This is a genomic window from Salifodinibacter halophilus, assembly GCA_012999515.1.
Classification (GTDB): Bacteria; Pseudomonadota; Gammaproteobacteria; order Nevskiales; family Salinisphaeraceae; genus Salifodinibacter; species Salifodinibacter halophilus.
On record JABEEB010000587.1, the window covers coordinates 1 to 245 of the forward strand.

The window sequence follows — 245 nt, forward strand, 5'->3', positions numbered from 1 at the left end:
CGTCGAGGGTGATCGCGTATGGTTTGGTCGCCCGGGAGTGGTTGGCGTTTCGGATCTTCTGGATCTCGACGGCCAGACGGGTCTCCTGGGCGTCCCCGCGAACGTACTGGAGGACGAAGACGGTGTCAGTCATCTACTCGATGATGCCGTGTCTGGACGCGTAGGGGTTGTCCTCGCTGGCCTCGCTGGTAACCATCGTTGTCACGCCCGCGGCCTTCAGCGAGCGGTTGAAGTCGAAGACCTCG

1 pseudogene is annotated in these 245 nt (G+C 62.4%); it reads right to left on the reverse strand.

The window, feature by feature from the left end:
- Positions 1 to 245 (reverse strand): annotated as a pseudogene (locus tag HKX41_12930) (KaiC domain-containing protein).